Source organism: Chryseobacterium sp. AG363, assembly GCF_003610675.1.
Lineage (GTDB): Bacteria > Bacteroidota > Bacteroidia > Flavobacteriales > Weeksellaceae > Chryseobacterium > Chryseobacterium cucumeris.
This window is the reverse complement of sequence record NZ_RAQF01000009.1, coordinates 1-16,778: the sequence shown is the minus strand read 5'-3', so window position 1 is coordinate 16,778 and position 16,778 is coordinate 1. Positions and strand designations below refer to the sequence as shown.

The window sequence follows — 16,778 nt, the reverse complement described above, 5'->3', positions numbered from 1 at the left end:
AAGGAGGGAAATGTTTTTGTATTTATAAAATATGTCGTACTTTTACATCGCCTTGAATGAGGGAACAAGTCAAGGTAATAAATTTTTTTTCATCATTTGTGTTTTTAGAATCGTATCGCCTGATACGATTCTTTTTTTATTTATGATTCATAATTTAAGAGCAGATCAATAAAGTAAGAATAGGTAACTGAGCCTTCTTGTTGATTACTTTTCAGAAACAGGTTATTGGTAAATCCAAAGAAGTCATCCAACCATCCCTGATGCTGAAAAACAAAACTTTTTTCATAAGCACGGTCTCTTTTCATAGCTGGAGAGTACTGATGAAGAATATTCTTTACAAAGTGTGGGTCTTCCTCCACAATGAATCTTAAAAGACTTTTTAAAGTGAAAAATTCAGTACTGTATCTCAACTCCTGATTATCGGAATGAATGCCTATTAAATACCCTACGAAATTAGCTTCCTGCTCTCTGGCAAAACCCAGTTGATGCGAACTTTCGTGAGCTGTTGTAAAGGGAATGAATGTATGAGGTAATTCACTGTTAAACTGAGCTTCAGCAGTAAAAGGATTATAGTATCCCAGAATTCCTGTAAAGTTCATTACTTTTTTGAATAAACTGGGCTTGATATCCAGAAGTTGAGGAGCTTTTTTATCTGAAATATAAGAAGGCAGTTTGGTCTGTTGGTACAGGATTTCCTTTTGTATATCCGTAAGGTTGGTGATGATAAAAACACCATTTTTATCCTCATGAACATACTGTCTGGTTTGCTTACATTTTTCAAGATAGATAAGGGCTAATTTTTTTGCCTTATTCATATTGGGTTCCTCCTGACTGGAAAGTTTTTTAATAATTGGAGTCTGGAAATACAGCATTCCCCAGAAGATTTGATAAATAAAATAAAAAACATTTATAATAAGAAGAATCCTTATCAGTGAATCATTTCTTCGCTGTTTACTGAATGAAGTAATCAAATAGTATAAAAGAAATATTCCCAATAGAATATAAATCAAATCTCCAACAGAAAACGGAACCCAGCTGAACAGCATCTGATGAAACTCTTTCTGAAGTTCAAAAAAACTTTCAAAAAAAGAAATTATCACTTTGGATTTTGAGAATCCATAAAACAAAAGAAATTGGGCAAGTAATACACCTGCCCAAAATCTCTTTTTTTTATATATATTTGTTATTATATTAATGACCACTGCCTTTGGATATTTTATCAAGATCAATGCCCTGGGCTTTCAGAATCCCACTTACACGGATCGCATAGAATGCAAGATAAGCAAAACAAATCACCCCTACGATATAACTGAAATGAATATTGGTAATATCTGCAATATAACCCTGTATAAAGCTTACAATACCTCCACCCATAATCATCATAATAAGGTATCCTGAACCCTGATTGGTATGCTTTCCAAGTCCGTTGATAGCCAATGCGAAAATACAAGGCCATAAAGTAGAGCAGAAAAGACCTACACTGGTAAACGCATATACAGATACCATTCCTGTAGTGAACATCCCTATAAGTAGAGCTGTGATCCCTGCCAGAGAGAAGATCAGAAGCATTCTTGCCGGGTTTCCTTTGCTTAAAATATCACAGATAATCATTGCGATAATGATAAACCCATATACATAGAACGGAGAAAGATCATGATCGGCAATAGCGTTTACCAATAAAAATACACCGAATGCAAGATAAGGAGCTAAGAATCTTAAGATCTTTTTGAATCCAGCATTGACGTCAAATGCTTCTACAGCACCTGTCCAACGGCCAATCATTAATGATGCCCAGTATAAAGAGATGTAAGGGGCTACCTCTTTCGTTTCAAATCCCAAGCTTTTTTCCATATACGCCGGAAGGTTACTGGCTGTGGAAACTTCTACGCCTACATAGACAAAAATAGCGATCATTCCCATCACCAGCTGAGGATACTGGAATGCTGACTTTCTATGTTCTCCCGGAGTTGTATCATCGGTGTCCTCAGTGTTTGTTGGAGTTACTGCAGGAAGGGAAGAGAATTTAAGCATTAAAGCTACCAGAGCAAAAGCTGCTCCTAAAATAAGATAAGGTGTTTTTACACTTTCTATACTCGCTTCAGTATTGGCTGCGCTTGCAGAACCAAAAATAGCAAATGCAACGATAAGAGGTCCAATAGTAGTTCCTAAGTTATTAATCCCTCCTGCCATTGTTAGCCTCTGAGATCCCGTTTCCGTAGGACCTACTTCAATAGCAAGCGGATTAGCAACAATCTGCTGAAGAGAGAATCCTAAACCTACAATAAATAACCCTGAGATCATTAAAGGGAAAGAATGCATATTGGCAGCCGGGTAGAACAATAAGGTTCCCAATGCGGAAATCAGAAGCCCCACAATAAGACCATTCTTATATCCGATTTTATTGATCAAATCCTGTTTAAGGCTCTTTGATACAAGCATATAAATTAAAGAGCCTACAGTATACGCTACATAAAAGCATATCTGTACAAGCATACTTTCAGTTTGGGATAGATTGAAGGCTTTTTGAAAAACAGGGATCAGAATATCATTACTGGCTGCTACAAATCCCCAAAAGAAGAATACAGTAACCAACGGAATGAATTGGGCCCAATTGGTTTGTTTAGAATAATTTGACATATTTATTATAGATTTCACAAACAAATATAACTATTTCCTTTCAACGGAATACCTGATTAAGGTTTTTTTTATTTTCTCATAAGCCTCTGCCTTTAAGTCTTTTGGCGAATCTGTAGGCTCAATGATTCCATTAAAATATACCTTTACTCTTCCGGGAAAGCCTTTTGAGTTTTCAAAAGGGAACATTTCCTTGAGTCCCACAAAGGTATAAACAGCTATAGGAGAATGATGTTTTGAAGACAGCATAAATGCACCGTCCTTAAAATCATCCAGGATAATTGAAGTATCATCTGGCACACCGCCTTCAGGAAAAATCGCGATACTGTTGCCTTCTTCCATTTTCTCAGCACACCTGCGGTATACATCTGCACGACTTTTTGCACTGGCTCTGTCTACCATTACACATATCCTTTTATATATGGTTCCGAAAATCGGAATTTTTACCAGTTCTTTTTTTCCTACAAAGCAAATTGGATGATCAGGGAAGAGAATGCATACAAGCATAATATCCATAATGGACGTATGATTGGAGATAAATACGTAAGGTATATTCTTGTCTTTTTTCTGTTCTGAAAGTTTAATTAAATCATACCTGAAGCCCATTCCGTAAAACATGCCAAAACACCAGAGTCTGACAAGTTTATAACCGTATTTATAATGCTTTTTATTAAAGGATAAAATGTAAACGGGGATTCCAATGCTGACTGTCAGAAAAAATGCCAACAGAAGCAACCAGAATCTCCAGAGATAATTTAAAATTTTTGTCACAGCTTAACCGTTAAAAATTACTTTCTTCTTTATCGAATAATTCAGAATAGAAACCAGCAATATTGCTGCAATTTTGCTGATCATTTCCGGGCTCAAGGTATAAAAAAATAAATTGATATTATCTTTAAATATGAAACTATAGAATATTTGGAAAAAGCCTAAGCTAAGTAATGTTGAAAAAAAGGAGACCACCATAAAATAAGCAAACTCTTTTCTCTTTGAATGTTTTCCTCTTTCAAATACAAACCAGATGCTCAGAAAGTAATTGGTAATAATACCGCAGCTTGTGGAAAAAATGTTACTTAAAGGATAATGTACCCCATAAAAGTTGGTTTCCTTTACAAAGAAGTGCGGAAGATAGGTGCTGAAAATCTTAAAGCTTCCTATTTCTACAATGGCACTCAGTCCTCCTGCAATGATGAAGAACAAAACCTGTTTCTGGCGTAAGAGTATTTCTTTCATTTAATGATTATAAAACTAAAAATGTTTGTACATATTGGATAGCATATCGGGCGGGTTTATATCTCAGCAGATAAACACCTTAGCGAATTCCCTCTGATACTAATGGTTTTGAAATCTCAATAATCCCATGGCTTTACAATATGAATATGCAAATTTATAACTATATGTTAAACACTGAAAAAAGTTGTTAAAATATTTTTTTTAATAAAAATTATTTCTAATTTTAATATTCAGAATGATGTAATTAAGACCTGATAATAAATTCATTTTCAACTCCTTGTGTTGATGGTTTTTTCTATCTTGTAGTACGCGGTTAAGCGTATATACTCCAAACATTTTATGACCCATTTTTTAATAATATTTGTATGAAACGTCAAAACAAATACAGAAAATTCCAGCTTCAACAGAAAAATATTGAGGCTCTTGAGAAAGAAAATTCCCGCTTCAAAAGAGTGTATTCAGAATATGAAAATATGTCAGACGAATTGTGGAATCTTGAAAACTCCAGCGGAGAACCGGTACCTGATGATTTTATCAATGCAATGGTATTACAGACTTCCTATCTGGAAGATGAAATAGAAGATTGGCTTATACAATTCAACGAAAAAAAAACACAAATCAAGCATTAATGATTTTAGACAGCTTCCAGGTTGTTTTTAAACGCTAATTGAAGATAAATTCATAATTTAGCACCCTTAAATTAAAATCTAAAATATGGTTGCTATTGTAGATAGTGGTTCTACTAAATCGGATTGGGTAATACTTGATGACTTTAAGAAAGTTTTTCTGAAAACAGAAACAATCGGTTTCAATCCGAATTTTATCAACAGAGAACTTATCGCTCCTGAAATACAGAAGAATAGCAATCTGATATCGGTTAAAAATTCAATTACCAAAGTCTTTTTTTATGGTTCCGGATGCGGTGTGAAGAAAAACTGCGAGACCATAGAGGAAGAGCTGAAAAAGGTTTTTGGAAAAGCGGAGATTATTGTGAAGGAAGACCTGATGGCTGCAGCTTATGCGGCATACAGTGGGAAACCTGCTATTGTGTGCATTCTTGGCACAGGATCAAATTCCTGTTTTTTTGACGGTGAAAATGTAAAGATAGAACTGCCTTCACTAGGATTCCTGATTGGGGATGAAGGAAGTGGAAGTGCTATCGGAAAGCAATTGGTGCGCAGATATTTTATGAAAAAACTGCCTGCAGATCTTCATAAAGAATTTGAAGCAGATTATCAGCTTACCGTGGAAGATGCATTGAAAAATATGTATCATACTCCGAGGCCAAACGCCTATCTGGCGAATTTTACCAAATTTGTAATCGAAAGAAAAGATCATCCTTATTTCAAAGACATGGTTTTTGAGGAAATGAAAAGTTTCTTCGAATATCAGGTTCTTCCTTATGAGGAAGCGCATGATGCCGAGATCAATTTTATCGGTTCCATCGCTTATTATTATGAAAATACATTACGTTCTGTAGCTACAGAACTTAATTTAAATGTGGGACATGTTGTGCAGAAACCAATTGAAAGCTTAGTAGATTACCACATTAAATATATACTTTAACAAAAAACAAAATTTTATGTCAAGTAACAACAATCGTGACGAAAAGAACTTTAGCCAGGCAGCGCTAGATTATCATAAAGCAGAACCCAAAGGAAAAATTGAAGTGATCCCGTCAAAGCCACACTCTTCTCAAAGAGATTTGTCATTGGCTTACTCTCCGGGAGTAGCAGTTCCTTGTATGGAAATTCATGATAAGCCGGAAACTGTATATGATTATACAGGAAAAGGAAACCTGGTAGCAGTAATTTCTAACGGTACTGCCGTACTTGGACTGGGAGATATCGGTGCTGAGGCTTCAAAACCGGTAATGGAAGGGAAAGGGCTTTTATTCAAGATCTTTGCAGATATCAACGTTTTTGATATTGAGATCGATGAGAAAGATCCGGATAAATTTATTGAAATTGTAAAAGGGATTGCTCCTACTTTTGGAGGTATCAATCTTGAAGATATTAAGGCACCTGAAGCTTTTTATATAGAACAAAGACTGAAAGAGGAATTGAATATTCCTTTGATGCACGATGACCAGCATGGAACAGCCATTATCTCGGCGGCTGCATTGATCAACTCTCTGCAGATTGCCAATAAAGATATTGATAAAGTAAAAATGGTAGTGAATGGAGCTGGAGCTGCAGCTATTGCATGTACCAAACTTTATATTTCATTAGGATTGAAAAAAGAAAACGTCCTGATGTGTGACAGTAAAGGAGTAATCAATCATAAAAGAGAAAACCTTACTCCTGAAAAACTGGATTTCATCGCTCAGACAGATATCGAAACATTAGAAGATGCTGTAAAAGGATCTGATGTTTTTGTAGGATTGTCAAAAGGAAACGTAATGACTCCTGAGATGTTGCAGAGCATGAATGAAAATCCTATTGTATTTGCTCTTGCCAACCCGGATCCGGAAATTGCTTATGACCTTGCACTGGAAACCCGTAAAGATGTGATCATGGCAACGGGAAGAAGTGATTATCCTAACCAGGTAAACAACGTATTGGGATTCCCTTATATCTTCCGTGGAGCATTGGATGTACAGGCTACAGGAATTAATGAAGCCATGAAACTGGCTGCTGTACACGCTATTGCTGATCTTGCCAAAGAACCGGTGCCGGAAGCTGTAATTTTAGCATACAATGTTCAGAATCTTCAGTTTGGAAGAGAATATTTCATTCCGAAACCATTTGATAACAGACTGATCACAAAAGTATCAAGTGCTGTGGCAAAAGCAGCTATTGAAAGTGGTGTTGCCAGAAAAACCATTACGGATTTTGACGAATACGAGCACCAGCTTTTAGACAGAATGGGTAGAGATGAAAGATTGGTAAGAATGATGCAGAGCCGTGCGAAATCCAATCCGAAAAGAATTACCCTTGGAAATGCAGAAGAATACAATGTTTTGAAAGCGGCTCAGATTCTTTATGAAGAAGGAATTGCTTACCCAAGTCTTTTAGGAGACAAAAAATACATCAAGGAGCAGATGGAACGTTACGGAATTACTCTGGATGTTCCTATCATTGATCCAAGTGATGACGATCAGAAAGAAAACAGAAAAAAATACAGAGAAACCCTTTGGAAACTTCGCCAGAGAAAAGGAATGAACGAGTACAAAGCGAAAAGATATGTACGCCAGAGAGACTATTTCGGGCCTTTGATGCTGAAGCATGGTGATACGGATGGACTTATTGTAGGATTCTCTAAAAACTATACTTCCGTTTTACGTCCTGTTTTAGAAGTTATTGAAAAAGATAAAGGAGTAGATAAAGTAGCGGCAATGATGATGATCCTGTCTGAAAAGAAACCTATTTTCTTCGCAGATACTTCTATCAATCAAAACCCTACAGCAGAAGATCTTGTGAATATTGCTAAAATGGCAGAATTTACAGTAAAATCTTTTGCCATTGAACCAAGAATTGCAATGCTTGGATTTGAAAACTTTGCTGCGATTTCTGAAACTTCCAAGAAAGTAGCGAAAGCAGTAGGAATCCTTCATGAAAAATATCCGAAAATGGTTGTGGATGGTGAAATTCAGCCAGACTTTGCAATGAATGCAGATCACTTGAGCGATTATCCATTCTCAAAATTAGGAACTACTCCTGCCAACACATTCATCTTCCCGAATCTGGAAAGTGCAAACCTTTCTTACAAAATCCTGAGAGGAATGAAAGTAGCACAGGTTATCGGACCTATCTTAATGGGATTAAAGCAGCCGGTACACGTACTTCAGATGCGTTCGAGCGTTGATGAGATCGTAAACCTTGCTACCATTGCTGTTCTTGATGCTCAAAGGAGAGAAAAGAAATCGTAATATAGAATGAGCGGTATAACTGGAAACAGTAATCCATCTCTCTTATTTAAAAAATGACACTGTAAACCGTGTTCAGATAGTAAAAAGACTCCATATTTTGGAGTCTTTTGTTTTTCTGTTAATTCCTTGAATTCTTATTTGAAATTTAAGTTAAAAATCATTCGTACATCAAATGAAAACATTAATTAGTTTAAATTGCTATATTTGGGAGTTTTAAAAATTAATAATGATATTTTCTTTACAAGGCACTGTTCAAGAACTTACGCCTACCTACGCTGTCATCAATGTTCAGGGAGTTGGTTACTATGTGGGAATCAGTTTGATGACCTCACAGACGCTGGTTTTGAATCAGCAGACCTTTTTATTTATTCAGCAGATCATTCGTGAAGATGCTCATCTTCTCTTTGGATTTAACACACGTTCAGAAAAAGAAATGTTCAATCTGTTAATAAGCGTTAATGGAGTAGGAGCTGTTTCAGCCCTTATTCTGTTGTCAACATTGAGTCTTGATGAGATTGCTTCGGCTATACTTTCCGGAAACAGTGCATTGATCCAAAAAGCAAAAGGAATTGGTGCAAAAACTGCCGAAAGAATTATTGTGGATCTTAAAGATAAAGTACAGAAATACAGCGATCCAAACGCGAATATTTCTGTGATGGTGGATAATAAAATTAAGGAAGAATCGTTATCTGCATTAGAAGTTTTAGGCATTCCTAAACGAACAAGCGAGAAGATTGCGGATAAAATTATCAAACAAAATCCAACCATCTCGGTAGAAGAATTGGTTAAACAAATCTTAAAAAACATTTAACATTTGGTGGCGAATATTAAGCATCTTAACATATTTTTGTTCCTGTCGTTCCTGTGTATGTCTGTGAGTGCTTTTGGGCAGGCACAGAAAGATACAGCGATCATAAGAAAACAATATGAAGTGGCCGACCCTACGAGGTATGAAGCCTATTACGACATAAAAACAGGGATGTACTATGTATATCCAAAAATCGGAAATACCATTACAGGTCCTCCTACAGCCATGTCTCCGGAAGAATATAAAGAATATATGCTTGCCAGTCAGACCAGAGCTTACTATAAGGAAAAATCAGATAAGTACAATCTTCTTTTCAGAAAAGATAAATCAGATGCAAGGAGAAAAGGACTTATTCCTTCTGTAATGATCAATAACAAGCTTTTCGAAACCATTTTCGGAGGTAATAAAATTGAAATCATCCCTTCAGGGTATGCATCCCTGGATTTTGCAGGACTTTACCAGAAAATAGATAACCCAATGATCCTGCCTCAGAACAGGACCAGTTTTACCTTTGATATTGATCAGAGAATTCAGTTGGGATTATTGGGAAAAGTAGGGGAAAACCTTCAGTTAAAGGCTAATTATGATACCCAGAGTGGTTTTGCTTTTGAAAACAGAATGAATCTTGTATGGCAGGCAAAAGGAAGCTGGAAAGATCTTCAGAGCAAAGGGCTTGGAAATGTAGATAAACCTAATGAAGGAGGAGAAGATAAAATCATCAAAAGAGTTGAATTTGGTAATGTAAACATGCCGCTTTCAACCAGCCTTATCCGTGGTTCACAATCACTGTTCGGGGTGAAAACAGAATTCCAGTTAGGAAAAACATTTGGAACCGTAGTTCTTTCCCAGCAGCAGGGTGAAGCCCGTAATATTGTAGTACAGGGAGGTGGTGTGATGAACAATTTTAAAGTCAACGCCATTGACTACGAAGAAAACCAACACTTCTTTATAGGACATTATTTCCTGAATAAGTATGATGATGCCTTACTTAATTATCCGCAGATCAACTCAACCATCAACATTACCAGAATGGAAGTCTGGGTATTGGATCAGGGGAACAGTAATCTGGCATATCAGAAAAGTATTATCGGGATCAGAGACCTTGGAGAAGGACCCGGAGGAGTTACGCTGCCGGATAACTCGCTGAACGGTCTTTATGATGCTGTTTCATCGGTAGCAGGAACCAGAGAAGCAGGTAAGAACTATGGAACTATTTTCCAGGGGCAGGTGCTTCCTGGAGATCCCGCTCCTTACGATAACGGAGAACAATTCATTTACAATACAAAAGCCAGAAAGCTGAACAGTAATGAATTTACTTTCCAGCCACAGTTGGGATATATTTCATTAAATCAGAAGCTTAATGACCAGCAGCTTTTAGCCGTTTCTTACTCATACACCGTTAATGGAAGCAATAAAGTATACAAAGTAGGGGAATTTTCTGAAGAAAGCCCGGTGTTGATTACCAAAGTATTGAGAGTAAACAATAAGGTGAATACGCAGTCTCCGATGTGGGATCTGATGATGAAGAATATCTATTCTATAGATGCAGGACAGGTATCTCCGGATGGATTTATCCTTAACGTCTATTACCGAGATCCAAAAACTGGAGGTAAGGTAAATTATCTTCCGGACACTCCTGTAAAAGATCAGAACTTATTGAAGTTATTTAACTGGGACCGTCTCAATATGAACGGCGATATTCAAAACAATAAAGACGGAAGTAAGGGAGATGGTATTTTCGACTTTGTGAATGGAATTACCATCAGACCGGAAACAGGAAGAGTCATCTTTACCAAAGTGCAGCCTTTCGGTAAATATCTGGAATCAAAATTAGGTACAAGTGATCCTCAATATGTTTTTCAGGATCTTTATACCAAACAAAAACAACAGGCGATTTCCAGTAACCTTGCGCAGAGGTATACCATGGAAGGACGCTACAAAGGTGTTCAGGGACAAGGTATTTCTCTGGGTGCTGTAAACGTTCCTCAGGGATCAGTAAAAGTGGCTGCAAATGGGGTACAGCTTACAGAAGGAGTTGATTATACCGTAGATTATATGCTTGGTACGGTTACCATCATCAATGAAAATGTAAAACAGTCCGGACAGGCGATCAATATTTCACTGGAAAACCAGTTGACATTTAATACCCAAAGGAAAAGATTCTTAGGATTAAACTTAGAAAGAAGATTCAGTGAAAACTTTATCTTGGGAGGAACAGTAATCAATTACTCTGAATCTCCATTGACTCAGAAAGTAAACTTTGGCCAGGAAGCGGTAAACAATACCATGGCAGGGATCAACCTGATGTATAACAATCAGGCTCCTTATCTTACAAGACTTACCAACAAACTTCCGATGGTGAAAACCGAAGCTCCATCCAACTTAAACTTCAAGATGGAAGCGGCCTACTTGTTACCTGGCTTGAATAAAGGAACAAATAATCAATCTTACATTGACGATTTTGAACAAACAACTTCTAAAATATCATTAAAAGAGCCGGCAGCATGGAGCCTTGCTTCAAAACCGGAAAAAAATACATTGCCGCCATTTAACACTGTACCGGCCAATGATGATCTAACAAGCGGATATGGAAGAGGATTATTAACATGGTATAATATTGACCCTAGATTCTGGGGAGTGGGAGGAAAAGCTCCGGCAGGAATTACTCCACAGTCTGTATCCAATCACGCTTCCAGAAGAGTACAATATTCGGAGATTTATAATAACAGAGATTTCGTAGCAGGAGAACAAACCTTCACGAATACTTTCGATATTTCATATTTTCCTAAAGAAAAAGGACCATACAACGTAAACCCGTTAACAGAACAGCCACAAAGCAGATGGGCGGGGATCATGAGATCGATCAGTGTTCCCAACTTTGTTACTTCAAACATTGAATATGTTGAATTCTGGATGATGGACCCTTATGCAGATGGTAAAACGCTGGGTACTGATCCAAAACTTTTACTTCACTTAGGAAACGTTTCAGAAGATGTATTGAAAGATGGAAAAATGCAGTATGAAAACGGACTTCCAACTCCAGGTAATCCTTCTTCTACAACGAATTCAAACTGGGGAACACAACCAAAACAGCCACCAATTTTATATGCATTCTCTACAGAAGGAGATGAAAGAAAAACACAGGATGCCGGATATGATGGTCTTACTTCTGATCAGGAAGCGATGAGATTCGGAAATACTTTTGTAAACCCCGTAACCAATATTGCTGACCCTGCAGTGGATGACTTCGTATTCTATCTTTCTGATAAATTTACAGGAAGTCAGGCAGCTTCAGTAGTGGAACGATATAAATATTTCAGAAACCCTGAAGGAAACTCAGAAGCAAACTCTCTGAATGTAGCTTCGCAAACTCCGGATGCTGAAGATATCAACAAAGATTACAATCTGGATCAGACTGAAAATTATAACCAATATGTTATAAAGCTTGACCAGCCAAGTTTGTCACTTGGCACGAATAATATTGTAGATGTAAAAACAGTAAAAGCAACATTCCAGAACGGACAGAGTTCAGATGTTAAATGGTACCTATTCAGAATTCCTGTAGCGAATTATGATCCGGCAGAAGGAACACACGAAGATGCAGTACTAAATAATGTAAGATTTGCAAGATTAATGCTTGCAGGATTTGATCAGACCTCTACTCTGAGATTCGGAACAATGGATCTTGTAAGATCAGACTGGAGAAAATATACCAGTAAAATTGCCAGTGTAAATGTTCCTAATTTCGACGAAGGAACCGGAACTGTGACAGATCCAAACTTTGAAATAGGAAGTGTAAATATTGAAGAAAATGCATTGAACCAACCTCCATATGTATTGCCTCCGGGAATTGACAGACAGGTATTGAGTGGAAATGCAGGAGCGCAGAGACAGAATGAAGCATCACTTTACATGAAAGTGAAAGACCTTAAAACTGAGGCAAGAGGAGTATTCAAAAATACAACATTGGATATGAGAAGATACAAAAAGCTGAAGTTGTTTGTACATGCTCACGATCCATTGAACAGAGTGATTGGATTGGATGAGAATACCAAATTCTTTATTCGTTTCGGAAGCGATGCTACTGATAACTATTACGAGTATGAATCATCTTTAAGAATGACTCCTACAACAGCAACAGCTCCTATGGAGATCTGGCCAATGGAAAACGAAGTTGATTTTGATGTTCAGAACTTTGTAGATGCAAAGATCAGAAGAGATAAATCTGGTGTTGCTATTACAAATAGAACCGTTGACACAGGATATCAGGAACCTTATAAAAATATTTATATCAAAGGTAGACCAAGTTTAGGAAATATTACCACCATTATGATTGGGGTAAGAAATGCAGATCCAAGAACAAACTCTACCATAACAAGAGTTCTTTGGGTTAACGAAATCCGTCTTTCTGAAATTGAGAATGATGGTGGATATGCAGGAAATGCCAGCTTAAACTTCAATATGGGAGACCTGGCAACAGTGAATGCCAATGCCTCTTATACCTCAGTTGGTTTCGGAAATATCGATTCAAAACCTGCTGAAAGAACACAGTCTACTCAATCTGCATTCAGCATCAATACGGCGATCAATGTAGATAAATTCCTTCCGGAAAAAACAGGGGTGAAAATTCCTTTAAACTATTCTTACTCGCAGACTATTGAAGATCCAAAGTACAATCCTCTGGATACCGATGTAGAATTTAATAAGGCACCAAATAAAGATCAGTTGAAAAAAGTAGCGAGAACCTATACTCAACAGAGAAGTATAGGATTCGTTAACATGCATAAAGAAAGAGTAAATCCAAATAAAAAGCCTAAGTTTTATGATATTGAAAACGTATCAGTAACTGCTGTTTATAACGATGACTATTTCAGAGATATCTATACCAAGAGAAATTACAGACAGTATCTGAGAGGGTATATTGATTATAACTACACCTTTAAACCGTGGGTGCTGAAACCTTTCAACAAGATGATCAGTGATACGGCAAAATCGACAAAGTATCTGAGATGGGTAAAAGAATTCAATATCAATCCAATTCCTACAAGAATCTCTTTCAGAACTGAAATCGACAGAAACTACAACGAGCTTGAGTTCAGAAATGTGGAAGCAATCCTTAATGGCGATATGAACAGTAATTTCGATGCCATCAGAAACAGAAACTTCTTCTTTGGATGGCAGTATGGATTAGGATTCAATTTTACAAAATCATTAAAACTGGAAATCAATTCCGCAACCAGAACATTAAATGACAATCTGGATGTAAATTCGATGGACAGCAAATCGATTTTCGGAAATATATTCAGAGCAGGAAGGCCGGTATTGTATAATCACAGAGCACAGTTAAACTATAAACTACCATTCCAATATTTGCCTTATCTGGATTTCATTGATGCGGAAGTAGGATATGGATTTACTTATAACTGGGCTGCAAGATCTACCTCATTGCTTGGATTTGTAGATCCTAACAATAATAAAACAACGAGTTTAGGATCCATTGGGCAAAATACCAATGTGATTCAGGCAACAGCTTCTGCGGATCTTCCGAAGTTCTTTGGCCAGTTTAATTATTTCAAAAATATTAATGCCAAACTTCAGAAACGCAGACAGGAGATGGACTCTCTGAATAATGTATATTCGAAACAATGGGAGAAAAACAGATACCGATATAAGAAATATAAATTTAAGAATAAGCTTACTCCACTTCAAAGCACTGCATTCTTCTTAACTTCTTTCAAACAGCTAAACGTAAGTTATAACGAAACGAATGGAACAGTACTTCCGGGATTAATATCAGCTCCAAACTGGTATGGATACGGACAGACATTGGGAGGTCCGACACTGGGATTCCTTTTAGGATCACAGGCAGATATCAGAAGAACAGTAATGGAAAACGGATGGGTTAGTGATTCTAAATACATGACAGATCCTTATGTAAGAATGTCGACCAAAGAATTGAGAGCCGACCTACAGGTGATACCAATGAACGATTTAAGAGTAGATCTTAATGTGTTGCATACCTTTAACAGTAACTTCTCCCATACAGGATTCAACTATACCAATGGTGGAGTTCCTGATACAGATTTTACATTTGCCAGCGAAATGATAACCTATTCCAATACAACAACGCTTCTTGGTACATCATTTAAAGATGGGCAGGCAGTTTATCAGGCGATCAGAGAAAATGCGAGAGCTCTTTCTCAACAGCTGGGAGATCCGGGAGCCGTATTGGATAACAACGGATTTGCTAAGCATTACAGCATTGGAAATGCCTATGTATTGATTCCTGCCTTTAGAGCAGCGATGGAAGGAAAATCAGTGACGCCTATGGGCAATCCTAAAAAATCAGGATTCCCGTTACCAAACTGGAGAATTACCTATTCCGGGTTAAAGAATATCCCGATGATCAGCGGACAGTTCTCGAAGTTTGATATCTTACATGCCTATACCGCCACTTATACAGCGACAGGTATTCAAAGCAATGTGGATTATCATGGTAATCCGAATGGATATTATCAGACAGTAGATAATGCTGGTAATATAGACAAAAATGGTGGTGATAAAATTAACCCATATACATTCGCACAGGTGGGATATGTAGAATCTTTCTCACCACTTATCGGAGTAGATGTTACCATGAGAAACAATATGCAGTTCGGAATACAGTACAACAGAACCAGAATGATGGTACTGGGATTAGTGAACCAGACGCTTACCGAAGATGCCAATACAGAATATGTAGTAAGACTTGGTTATATTGTACGAAACTTCAGATTGGGAACAGCTAATATCAGAGGTCGAGGAACAAGAGGAAAAGGAAGTGACCTTAACATCAGAGGAGATATTTCATTAAGAGACAGTAAAACATCTATTATGAATATTCTGTTAAATGATGCCCAGGTTACAGGAGGACAGAGACTCATGAACATTAAACTTTCCGCAGATTACAATGTTTCCGAGAATCTGAATCTGAGAGTATTCTACGAACAGATGACCTCAAAATATAAGATCTCCACAGCATTCCCGCTGTCTACGGTCAGAGCAGGTATCTCAGCCACATTTACATTCGGAGATTCCGGAGGTGGATTCTAAAAATAATACAAACATAAAAGTCCTTCATTTGAAGGACTTTTTTTATATCCAATATTTGAAGCTACTATATTTTTGAATACATTTGTACAAAATAAAAATTTAAAAATGAACACACCATCAGAATTAAAGTACACGAAAGATCACGAATGGATCAAGATCGAAGGTAACGTTGCTACAATCGGTATTACAGACTTCGCACAGGGAGAACTTGGAGATATCGTTTACGTTGATGTAGATACTGTAGATGATGATCTTAATGGAGGAGATGTTTTCGGAAGTGTAGAAGCAGTAAAAACTGTTTCAGATCTATTCTTACCTATTTCAGGAAAAGTTATCGAGTTTAATTCAGAATTAGAAGATCAGCCTGAACTGTTAAATACAGATCCTTATGGAGACGGATGGATCATCAAATTGGAAATTGCTGATGGAGCAGATCAGTCAGAGTTACTTTCTGCAGATGATTACAAAGCGATCATTGGATAAGATTTCAAAAATATTTAGTAAGATACTGCCCATTTATTGGGCATTTCTTACTTATATGCTTCTCAAGCCGGGAGAAGAAAACCATGAATATTGGTTCATGTTCAGCGGTATCGACAAGGTTTTGCATGTAAGCATATTTGCAGCACTGGGTTTCTCTTTCATTGCTGCTTTTCCCAAAATAAAATTCTCATACTTTGTCCAGCTCATCCTTATTTATGCTTTCCTCACCGAAATCCTGCAGGAAGAAATGGGATTGGGAAGATCGATGGAAACTTTAGATATCGTAGCAGATACGATCGGATGTCTGTTAGGATATTATACCTATAAGTTATTAATCAAGCGTTTCTTTTAGCACGCCTTTCAAATCATCACGATTTTATATCTATTTTTTATTCCCTCTTCACCAGTACATTTAAACTTTTTCACTCTCAAACCCTCCAACTCTCCAATTTTTTCAGGAGTTAATTCCTGCTATCCATTCCTACTCCTCGCGCCCGTGCACTCCAACGCTGTCACCCTGAGCGAAGCCGAAGGTCCCACACCAAAAACCCACCCTCCGACGCAAGCTGCGGGGTAACCATTTCTATCAGGGCTAGGGTAGGAGTCGTTAATGATAAGTGGTTAATGATGAATGATGAGGTTCTGGTTATTGAGTTT

At 37.3% G+C, this 16,778-nt stretch carries 11 protein-coding genes; 7 read left to right on the top strand and 4 right to left on the bottom strand.

Annotation, left to right across the window (positions count from 1 at the left end; genetic code table 11):
* Positions 1-140 precede the first annotated feature (140 nt).
* Genes DEU39_RS23655 through DEU39_RS23640 form a run of 4 tightly spaced genes read right to left on the bottom strand, consistent with a single transcriptional unit; the run spans position 141 to position 3,867 of the window.
* On the bottom strand, positions 141-1,223 hold the full coding sequence (locus DEU39_RS23655; RefSeq protein ID WP_120233587.1) for a DUF3810 domain-containing protein: 1,083 nt from the start codon (positions 1,221-1,223) through the stop codon (positions 141-143).
* Positions 1,192-2,637 (bottom strand): MFS transporter, encoded by a 1,446-nt coding sequence (locus tag DEU39_RS23650; protein ID WP_062672479.1) that lies wholly within the window; start codon positions 2,635-2,637, stop codon positions 1,192-1,194. Before DEU39_RS23650 ends, DEU39_RS23655 begins: the two co-directional genes overlap by 32 nt.
* A gap of 30 nt (positions 2,638-2,667) precedes the next feature.
* Positions 2,668-3,405: a lysophospholipid acyltransferase family protein gene (locus DEU39_RS23645; RefSeq protein WP_082798740.1), complete on the bottom strand. Its 738-nt coding sequence runs from the start codon at positions 3,403-3,405 to the stop codon at positions 2,668-2,670.
* A 3-nt stretch (positions 3,406-3,408) separates the two neighbouring features.
* Positions 3,409-3,867 (bottom strand): GtrA family protein, encoded by a 459-nt coding sequence (locus DEU39_RS23640; protein WP_062672481.1) that lies wholly within the window; start codon positions 3,865-3,867, stop codon positions 3,409-3,411.
* Positions 3,868-4,232: 365 nt separating this feature from the next.
* On the opposite strand from DEU39_RS23640, the gene DEU39_RS23635 reads away from it, so the two are divergent.
* The 7 genes from DEU39_RS23635 to DEU39_RS23605 all read left to right on the top strand — a co-directional run bounded on the left by DEU39_RS23635 (position 4,233) and on the right by DEU39_RS23605 (position 16,473).
* Positions 4,233-4,496: a hypothetical protein gene (locus DEU39_RS23635; RefSeq protein WP_062672483.1), complete on the top strand. Its 264-nt coding sequence runs from the start codon at positions 4,233-4,235 to the stop codon at positions 4,494-4,496.
* 85 nt (positions 4,497-4,581) lie between these two features.
* Positions 4,582-5,433 (top strand): ATPase, encoded by an 852-nt coding sequence (locus DEU39_RS23630; protein WP_062672485.1) that lies wholly within the window; start codon positions 4,582-4,584, stop codon positions 5,431-5,433.
* 16 nt (positions 5,434-5,449) lie between these two features.
* Positions 5,450-7,738, top strand: a complete 2,289-nt coding sequence (locus DEU39_RS23625; protein WP_062672487.1) for an NADP-dependent malic enzyme — start codon at positions 5,450-5,452, stop codon at positions 7,736-7,738.
* 226 nt (positions 7,739-7,964) lie between these two features.
* Positions 7,965-8,549 (top strand): Holliday junction branch migration protein RuvA, encoded by a 585-nt coding sequence (gene ruvA / locus DEU39_RS23620; RefSeq protein WP_120233586.1) that lies wholly within the window; start codon positions 7,965-7,967, stop codon positions 8,547-8,549.
* A gap of 57 nt (positions 8,550-8,606) precedes the next feature.
* A complete protein-coding gene (gene sprA, locus DEU39_RS23615; RefSeq protein ID WP_120233585.1) occupies positions 8,607-15,638 on the top strand; it encodes a cell surface protein SprA in 7,032 nt (2,343 codons plus the stop codon).
* 105 nt (positions 15,639-15,743) lie between these two features.
* Positions 15,744-16,121, top strand: coding sequence for a glycine cleavage system protein GcvH (gene gcvH / locus DEU39_RS23610; RefSeq protein ID WP_047098621.1), 378 nt, complete (start codon positions 15,744-15,746; stop codon positions 16,119-16,121).
* Entirely contained in the window at positions 16,096-16,473 is a 378-nt protein-coding gene (locus DEU39_RS23605) for a VanZ family protein (RefSeq protein ID WP_120233584.1), read from the top strand. The genes gcvH and DEU39_RS23605 overlap by 26 nt, the downstream gene beginning before the upstream one ends.
* Positions 16,474-16,778: the final 305 nt, after the last annotated feature.

Coding starts and splice junctions, on each gene's coding strand:
- DEU39_RS23650 (WP_062672479.1), bottom strand. CDS start 2,637: ATGTCAAATTATTCTAAACAAACCAATTGGGCCCAATTCATTCCGTTG.
- DEU39_RS23640 (WP_062672481.1), bottom strand. CDS start 3,867: ATGAAAGAAATACTCTTACGCCAGAAACAGGTTTTGTTCTTCATCATT.
- DEU39_RS23635 (WP_062672483.1), top strand. CDS start 4,233: ATGAAACGTCAAAACAAATACAGAAAATTCCAGCTTCAACAGAAAAAT.
- DEU39_RS23630 (WP_062672485.1), top strand. CDS start 4,582: ATGGTTGCTATTGTAGATAGTGGTTCTACTAAATCGGATTGGGTAATA.
- DEU39_RS23625 (WP_062672487.1), top strand. CDS start 5,450: ATGTCAAGTAACAACAATCGTGACGAAAAGAACTTTAGCCAGGCAGCG.
- ruvA (WP_120233586.1), top strand. CDS start 7,965: ATGATATTTTCTTTACAAGGCACTGTTCAAGAACTTACGCCTACCTAC.
- sprA (WP_120233585.1), top strand. CDS start 8,607: ATGTCTGTGAGTGCTTTTGGGCAGGCACAGAAAGATACAGCGATCATA.
- gcvH (WP_047098621.1), top strand. CDS start 15,744: ATGAACACACCATCAGAATTAAAGTACACGAAAGATCACGAATGGATC.
- DEU39_RS23605 (WP_120233584.1), top strand. CDS start 16,096: ATGATTACAAAGCGATCATTGGATAAGATTTCAAAAATATTTAGTAAG.